Origin of the sequence: Noviherbaspirillum denitrificans (assembly GCF_002211445.1) — a bacterium.
Lineage (GTDB): Bacteria > Pseudomonadota > Gammaproteobacteria > Burkholderiales > Burkholderiaceae_D > Noviherbaspirillum > Noviherbaspirillum denitrificans.
This window is the reverse complement of the sequence record NZ_LSTO01000001.1, coordinates 259017-266297: the sequence shown is the minus strand read 5'-3', so window position 1 is coordinate 266297 and position 7281 is coordinate 259017. Positions and strand designations below refer to the sequence as shown.

General features: G+C 57.8%; 9 protein-coding genes. 4 read left to right on the top strand and 5 right to left on the bottom strand.

Annotated features, from left to right (window positions below; genetic code table 11):
• From AYR66_RS01325 to rpe, 3 genes are all read right to left on the bottom strand, one after another.
• Nucleotides 1–1345, bottom strand: a 1345-nt coding sequence (locus tag AYR66_RS01325; protein WP_141104140.1) for an anthranilate synthase component I family protein, incomplete at its 3' end; no start/stop codon positions are given.
• 196 nt (nt 1346–1541) lie between these two features.
• Nucleotides 1542–2234: a phosphoglycolate phosphatase gene (locus AYR66_RS01320; RefSeq protein ID WP_088706004.1), complete on the bottom strand. Its 693-nt coding sequence runs from the start codon at nt 2232–2234 to the stop codon at nt 1542–1544.
• Nucleotides 2231–2896 (bottom strand): ribulose-phosphate 3-epimerase, encoded by a 666-nt coding sequence (rpe, locus tag AYR66_RS01315; protein WP_088709544.1) that lies wholly within the window; start codon nt 2894–2896, stop codon nt 2231–2233. Before rpe ends, AYR66_RS01320 begins: the two co-directional genes overlap by 4 nt.
• Nucleotides 2897–3025: 129 nt before the next feature.
• Between rpe and apaG the strand changes: the two genes are divergently transcribed.
• A complete protein-coding gene (gene apaG, locus AYR66_RS01310) occupies nt 3026–3400 on the top strand; it encodes a Co2+/Mg2+ efflux protein ApaG (RefSeq protein ID WP_088706003.1) in 375 nt (124 codons plus the stop codon).
• 1 nt (nt 3401) lies between these two features.
• Here the strand turns inward: apaG and AYR66_RS28670 are convergent, their stop codons facing one another.
• Nucleotides 3402–3542 carry a hypothetical protein gene (locus tag AYR66_RS28670; protein WP_170942030.1) on the bottom strand — a complete coding sequence of 47 codons (141 nt, stop codon included), beginning with the start codon at nt 3540–3542 and terminating at the stop codon, nt 3402–3404.
• A gap of 14 nt (nt 3543–3556) precedes the next feature.
• On the opposite strand from AYR66_RS28670, the gene mltA reads away from it, so the two are divergent.
• Together mltA and AYR66_RS01300 are read left to right on the top strand one after the other, a co-directional pair.
• Nucleotides 3557–4762: a murein transglycosylase A gene (gene mltA / locus AYR66_RS01305; protein WP_088706002.1), complete on the top strand. Its 1206-nt coding sequence runs from the start codon at nt 3557–3559 to the stop codon at nt 4760–4762.
• A 163-nt stretch (nt 4763–4925) separates the two neighbouring features.
• Nucleotides 4926–5744: an ABC transporter substrate-binding protein gene (locus tag AYR66_RS01300; RefSeq protein WP_088706001.1), complete on the top strand. Its 819-nt coding sequence runs from the start codon at nt 4926–4928 to the stop codon at nt 5742–5744.
• 9 nt (nt 5745–5753) lie between these two features.
• Here AYR66_RS01300 and AYR66_RS01295 read toward each other — a convergent pair whose 3' ends face one another.
• Nucleotides 5754–6263, bottom strand: a complete 510-nt coding sequence (locus AYR66_RS01295) for a hemerythrin domain-containing protein (RefSeq protein ID WP_141103993.1) — start codon at nt 6261–6263, stop codon at nt 5754–5756.
• Between the two features lie 117 nt (nt 6264–6380).
• Here AYR66_RS01295 and AYR66_RS01290 point away from each other — a divergent pair, with 117 nt between their 5' ends.
• Entirely contained in the window at nt 6381–7157 is a 777-nt protein-coding gene (locus tag AYR66_RS01290; RefSeq protein WP_170942029.1) for an enoyl-CoA hydratase, read from the top strand.
• Nucleotides 7158–7281 lie beyond the last annotated feature (124 nt).

Genomic DNA, 7281 nt, shown 5'->3' with positions numbered 1-7281 from the left:
CGCCGGTGCGGATGGCAATCGCCAGGTCCATTTCGCCGCCAAACGACAGATAGCCGCAGGCGCCGCCGTAGATGCCGCGCTTGACCGGCTCGAGCTCGTCGATGATTTCCATCGCGCGCACCTTCGGCGCACCGGACAGCGTACCGGCGGGGAAGGTAGCCTTCAGCACGTCGAGGTTCGACAGTTCCGGCTTGAGCATGCCTTCGACGTTCGACACGATGTGCTGCACGTGGGAATACTTTTCGATCACCAGCTTGTCCGTCACCTTCACGCTGCCGGTTTCCGCGATACGGCCGATATCGTTGCGCGCCAGGTCGATCAGCATCACGTGTTCCGCGATTTCCTTGGGATCGGCCAACAGTTCTTTCGCCAGTTGCGCATCCTTCTCCGGCGTCGTGCCGCGGGGACGGGTACCGGCCAGCGGGCGGATCGTGACTTTCCTCTTGCCTTCGTTGGTCTGCTCGTTGCGCACCAGGATTTCCGGCGACGCGCCAACGATCTGCATGTCGCCGAAGTTATAGAAGTACATGTATGGCGAGGGGTTCAGCGAACGCAGCGCGCGATACAGCGACAGCGGCGAATCCACGTAAGGCTTTTTCAGTCGCTGGCCGACCTGCACCTGCATCAGGTCGCCGGCCATGATGTATTCCTTCGCCTTCGCGACAGCCGCCAGGTAATCGGCCTTGTCGAATTCGCGAATGGTGTCGGTGCGTACCGATGCCGACGTAACCGGCACGTCGACCGCGCGGCGCAGCATGGCGCGCAGGTCTTTCAGGCGCTGACGGGCTTTCGAATAGGCCTCGGGTTGCATCGGGTCGGCATAGACGATCAGGTAGAGCTTGCCGGACAGGTTGTCGATCACCGCCAGCTCTTCCGTCACCAGCAGCTGGATGTCGGGCAGGCCGAGGTCGTCCGGCGGCGTCGAATGCGCGAGGCGCTTCTCGATGTGGCGCACTGTGTCGTAGCCGAAGTATCCTGCCAGGCCGCCGCAGAAACGCGGCATGCCGGGGCGGATCGCTGCCTTGTAGCGCGCCTGGAATTCGGCGATGAATTCCAGCGGATTGCCTTCATGCGTCTCGACGACGGCGCCGTTCTTCACGACTTCCGTCTTCGTGCCGTAGCTGCGCATCAGCGTCGACGCCGGCAGGCCGATGAAGGAATAACGCCCGAAGCGCTCGCCGCCGACAACGGATTCGAGCAGGAAGGTGTTCTTGCCGGTGTTCTGGGTTTGCGCCAGCTTCAGGTAAAGCGTGAGCGGCGTTTCGAGGTCCGCGAAAGCTTCGGCGATCAGCGGAATGCGGTTGTAGCCTTGCGTGGCCAGCGATTTGAATTCGAGTTCGGTCATGTTTCTCTCCGGGCGCTATTGTAGAACGGGAGTCCTATAGCGGGGGCGATTGTCAAAAAACGTTGCTGACAAGACAAAAGCAGTCAGCGGCAATGTGGGCTTAGTTAGTCCAGGATTGCCAGCGTCGCCACAGCCAGGCCTCGAAGCGGCCCACTGCAGTCACGTCACGTTTTTTGTCGAGAAACATGTCGATGGTTTATGCGGAAATGAGATGCGCTGCGTCAAGCAGCGTGGGAACTATACCATCCGAATCGACGTTGTGTATAGATTCGCCATGGTTGTAGCCGTAGGGCACGTTCAGCACCCGGCAGCCCGCTGAGCGTGCCGCCTGCGCGTCATTCGACGAATCGCCAATGGCCACCACTTGTTCCGGCGCCAGGTTGAAATCTTCGCACACCGTCAGTAGCGGCAACGGATCGGGCTTCTTCTTTGGCAGCGAATCCCCGCCGTACACGATGTCGAAGTAGTCGCGCAGGCCGGTTTTTTCCAGCAGCGGCACGGCAAAGTCGACCGGCTTGTTGGTGACGCATGCGAGCCGGACACCCTTGGCGCGCAAGGCGTCCAGCCCCTCGCGCACGCCCGGATAGAGGCTCGAGAATTCGCCGTTGATCGCCAGATAGTGCTGCATGTACGAGGCCAGAGCGGCCTCGAAATGCCGTTCCACATCCTCCGGCCCATAGTCGACCGCGAGCACGCGGCGCATCAGGTTTTCGGTGCCTTTGCCGACGAAATGCGCGATCGTCTCGATATCGAGCGGCGCGAGGCCGAGGTCGCTGCGCATGCGGTTGATGGCGACAAGGAAGTCTGGCGCGGTATGCACCATCGTCCCGTCGAGGTCGATGATGGCCGCGCGGATTCCTGTCAGGACGAGGCGCTCCGGCGCGTTCATACCTGCGCCAGCTGCGCGCGCATCGCGTCGATCACGGCCTTGTAGTCCGGCTTGCCGAAGATTGCCGAGCCGGCAACGAAGGTATCCGCACCCGCGCGCGCGGCCGCAGCAATGTTCTCGATCTTGATGCCGCCGTCGACCTCCAGCATGATGTCGCGGCCGGATTCGTCGATGCGCTTGCGCACGGCTTCGATCTTCTTCAGGGCCTCCGGAATGAAGGACTGCCCGCCGAAACCCGGATTGACCGACATGATGAGGATCATGTCCAGTTTGTCCATCACGTGATCCAGGTAGTGCAGCGGGGTAGCAGGATTAAACACCAGGCCTGCCCTGCAGCCGTTGTCGCGAATCAGTTGCAGCGAGCGGTCGATATGTTCCGACGCTTCCGGATGGAAGGTAATGATGTTCGCACTGGCCTTTGCGAAGTCCGGAATGATGCGATCCACCGGCTTGACCATCAGGTGCACGTCGATTGGCACCTGCACATGCGGGCGGATGGCTTCGCACACGAGCGGGCCGATCGTCAGGTTCGGTACGTAATGGTTGTCCATCACGTCGAAGTGGATGATGTCGGCGCCGGCGGCCACGACATTGCGGACTTCCTCGCCCAGGCGGGCAAAATCGGCAGACAGGATGCTGGGAGCGATACGATAGGTAGGCATGACAAGCAAGGTTGGAAAGGATGCGCTATTTTACCCGTTCGCCTGTAACGGGAAGTATTGCAATCATGGATGTTTTCAGGTGCAATGAGGTGGTTGCTGACGATTTGACAAGAATGAGAAGGAATCCCGATGGCCGCATATGAATTTAGCGTCTCCGTGAAAACCAAGTACCTGGAGGAGCAATCCGAGCCGGACCGCGGAAATTATGTATTTGCCTACACCATAACGATCAAGAACACCGGCCAGGTAGCTGCGCAGCTGATCTCCCGGCACTGGACCATCGTCGATGCCAGCAACCGGGTGGAAGAAGTCCGCGGCCTTGGCGTCGTCGGCCATCAGCCCCTGCTGCAGCCGGGAGAGCAGTTCGAATACACCAGCGGCACCGCACTTGCCACGCCGCAGGGATCGATGAAGGGAACCTACTTTTGCGTGGCCGAGGACGGCGAACAATTCGAAGCCCCAGTCCCCGAGTTCATCCTGTCATTGCCACGCACCCTGCATTGAATTAAGGTTGCACGTCATCCTTCGGCGGCAACGGTTTCGGCGGATCGGCCCGGTCCGCTTTCTTGTTCGAGGGCATGGTCCACCACACAATAAACACCAGCAGGAACAGGGCGACCCCCGCTTCAAGCATCAACAGCCACATATCCGCATTCCTCAATGTCACGTATCCGCACAAGTTTACTCGCATCTGCTGTGGCGCTGCTTGCCGCCGCTTGTACGACACTCCCGCCCGAGCAGCCGGCCAAACCGCCCGTTACGCCAACGCCTGTTCCGCCCTCCAAGCCCGTTGAGGCGCCGAAGGAGCTGTTCCGCGCGACGACATTCGCGGCAGTTCCCGGCTGGGACAAGGACAACCTGCGCGAAGCCTGGCCGGCCTTCATGACCTCCTGCGAGGTGCTGGTCAGAAAGCCGGACTGGAAGGAGCCCTGCCAGGTTGCATCCACGGTGGATGCCGCGAGCGAACGGGCCGTGCGCATCTTCTTCGAATCCTTCTTCGTCCCGTATCAGGTCTTCAATCAGGACGGAACAGACACTGGCCTGGTGACTGGCTATTACGAACCCTTGTTGCGTGGCGCACGCAAGCGCGGTGGTCCGTATCAGACGCCCCTGCACCGCGCGCCGGACGATCTTCTGACGATTGACCTTTCCTCTGTCTACCCTGAACTGAAGAGTATGCGTCTGCGCGGCCGCATTGTCGGCAACAAGGTGGTGCCTTACCCGACTCGTGGCGAAATGATGCAGGCAAACGCGCTTACCGGAAAAGAGCTGGTCTGGGTCGACGATACTATTGAAGCTTTTTTCCTGCAGGTGCAAGGGTCCGGCAGGGTGCAGCTGGCCGACTCGAAGGAAACCATCCGTGTCGCCTACGCCGATCAGAACGGCCATCCCTACAAGTCGATTGGCCGCTATCTCGTCGACAAGGGAGAAATGACACTCGAACAAGCGTCCGCGCAATCGATCAAATCCTGGTTTGCCGCCAATCCGGCGCGCCAGCAGGAATTACTCAATGCCAATCCCAGCTACGTCTTCTTCAAGGAAGAAAAGCTGGCCGATCCGAACAAGGGGCCGAAAGGCGCGCTCGGCGTGCCTCTCACCCCACAGCGCTCGATTGCCGTCGACCCGCAGTTCATCCCGCTGGGGATCCCCGTTTTCATGGCGACTACCCAGCCAGGAAAAGAAACAGCATTACAGCGGTTGATGCTGGCGCAGGACACAGGTGGTGCGATTCGTAATCCAGTCAGGGCGGACTTCTTCTGGGGCTTCGGTAGCGATGCCGGCGAGAAGGCGGGCAAGATGAAGCAGCGGGGCCAATTGTGGATTCTCCTGCCGAAACTCGCGTCACCACCAGTTACGGCAAGATAACAATTTGCTATGGAAAGTACTCCGGCAGGGGATATGATGGTAATAACGGCAATTTTTTCGCTGTGAATCAATGTTCTCAGTTGGAAAATTTCTTCATCATATTCTGCGCGGCTGTATAGGGATTGTTTCTACGCTGTCTTGCGCTGCAGTCGTCGCGGCGCCCATGGTCTACATCTATCCGAGATCGCTGTCTTCGGTTGATAGTCAATACATGTACGACTATGACCTGCTTCGCATGGCTCTGGAGAAAACGCGCAACGAGTATGGCCCCTACGAGCTTCATCCATCGGAAATGGGGATGTCCCAAGCGCGTGCCGCGGAAGAGATCCATGCCGGCAGCGGCAAGGTCAACATCTTTGCCCGTTCTACAGCAATCGAGCATGAGACACGCATGCTTCCTGTGCGCATCCCGTTGGACAAAGGGCTGATCAGTTACCGAATCTTTTTGATCCGCAGTGACGACCAATGGCGATTCTCCTCGGTGCGCACGCTGGACGACCTCCGCAAGCTCAGTGTCGGCTCCTTCCTTACCTGGACAGATACGAAAGTGTTCCGGGATGCCGGTTTCAATGTGGTGACCGGCGAGAGCTATGAAGGGCTCTTCCGCATGCTCGTTGCGAACCGCTTCGACTTCTTTTCCCGGAGCGTTGACGAAGCGTATAGGGAGTACGACGAGCGGAGGGAGTTGTTGCCAACCATGAAAGTGGAAGAAGGTCTGCTGTTGTACTTTCCGACGACGCGCTATTTCTTCGTCCAGCGCAGTGTGGAAGGAGAAAAGTTCGCGACGCGCGTCGAGCGCGGCCTGAACCTCATGATCAAGGACGGTAGTTTCGACATCCTCTTCAAAAAGTACAAGGAGCCCCTAATCGACCGTGCAAACCTGCGCAACCGTAGAGTGTTTCGGATACCGAATCCCCATCTTTCGCCTGAAACGCCACTATGGCGCAAAGAGCTCTGGTACGACCCGCTAGGCGACAAATAAGGGGAGGGCTTATATCATCAACGGAGATGGTTCCCGTCCCATCTCTGTAAGTTGCAAGGCTAGGGCGAACGTCGCATCCATCGTCGAGAAATGAAATGACAGCCACTGTGGCAGCAGGTCCTTGACGACATGACGTCCGATATCCAGGTTCCCGTCCATAACCAGAGCGTGGATATGATGAAGTGCCGCGAGCGTCCGCGCATGCTGTTCCTGATGCGCGGCATTTGTCAGTAGATCCACATCGTCCATCCAGGACTCCTCTTTCCGGAATGCCTGTTCAATCTGGGTGACAAATGCCGTGAATTTCGTGCAGAAAGCGACGTCATCGCTGCCGCAAAGGGCGTCCAGCGCAATGAAAAGATCATGATGCAGCCGATCCATTACCGGAACACCGGACATAAGTTCCGGTGGCCATGCTGGGGCAAGATCTTCTGTCGCTGCAACGTTTAGTGGGGGCATTGATGGCTTTTCAATATGAATTGGATGTTTGTGCGGCAAATCCTCGAGCAACCAGTTCATCCTACTTCCTCGAACTCTCTCACATTTGAGGTTCCGCAAACGAACGTAGCCCCTAAAGGACTTCGGCCCGGGACGGTACAATGACGCCCATCCCTTTTTATCCAGGAGCCCATAAAAATGAACTATGAAAATATCGTGGTAGAGACCCGTGAAAAGGTGGGAATCATCCAGCTCAACCGTCCCAAAGCGTTGAATGCACTCAACGACAAGCTGATGGACGAACTCGGTACCGCGCTTACCGATTTCGACGCGGACGAAGACATCGGCTGCATCATTCTGACCGGCAGTGAAAAGGCATTCGCTGCAGGCGCGGACATCGGTGCGATGGCAAACTACACCTTCATGGACGTATATAAAGGCGAGTACATCACCCGCAATTGGGAACAGATCCGTCGGATCCGCAAGCCCGTCATAGCTGCAGTTGCCGGCTATGCGCTTGGAGGTGGCTGCGAACTTGCCATGATGTGCGACTTCATCATCGCTGCCGAAACGGCCAAATTTGGCCAGCCGGAAATCAAGCTCGGCACCATACCTGGCGCCGGCGGTACGCAACGCCTTCCTCGTGCTGTCTCCAAGGCCAAGGCAATGGATATGTGCCTGACCGGCCGCATGATGGATGCGGCGGAGGCAGAGCGTGCCGGACTCGTATCCCGCATTGTCCCTGCCGACAAACTCATGGAAGAAACTCTTGTTGCAGCTACAACTATCGCCAGTATGTCATTGCCTGTTGTCATGATGGTCAAGGAATCGATCAACCGAGCGTACGAAATGACGCTAAACGATGGTGTGCAGTTCGAACGCCGTCTCTTCCACAGTACATTTGCAACCGAAGACCAGAAGGAGGGAATGAAAGCCTTTATGGAAAAGCGTCCGCCTGCCTTCCGTAACCTCTAATACATATGGGAGCAACGAGGAAGAGGGTGAAGCAGTTGACGAGGTATCGAAAACGCTCCATAATCCCGCTTCTTTGCTGCTCCTGAACAAAACGATTCGACGGCAAATTGCGAAACTGAAAAGT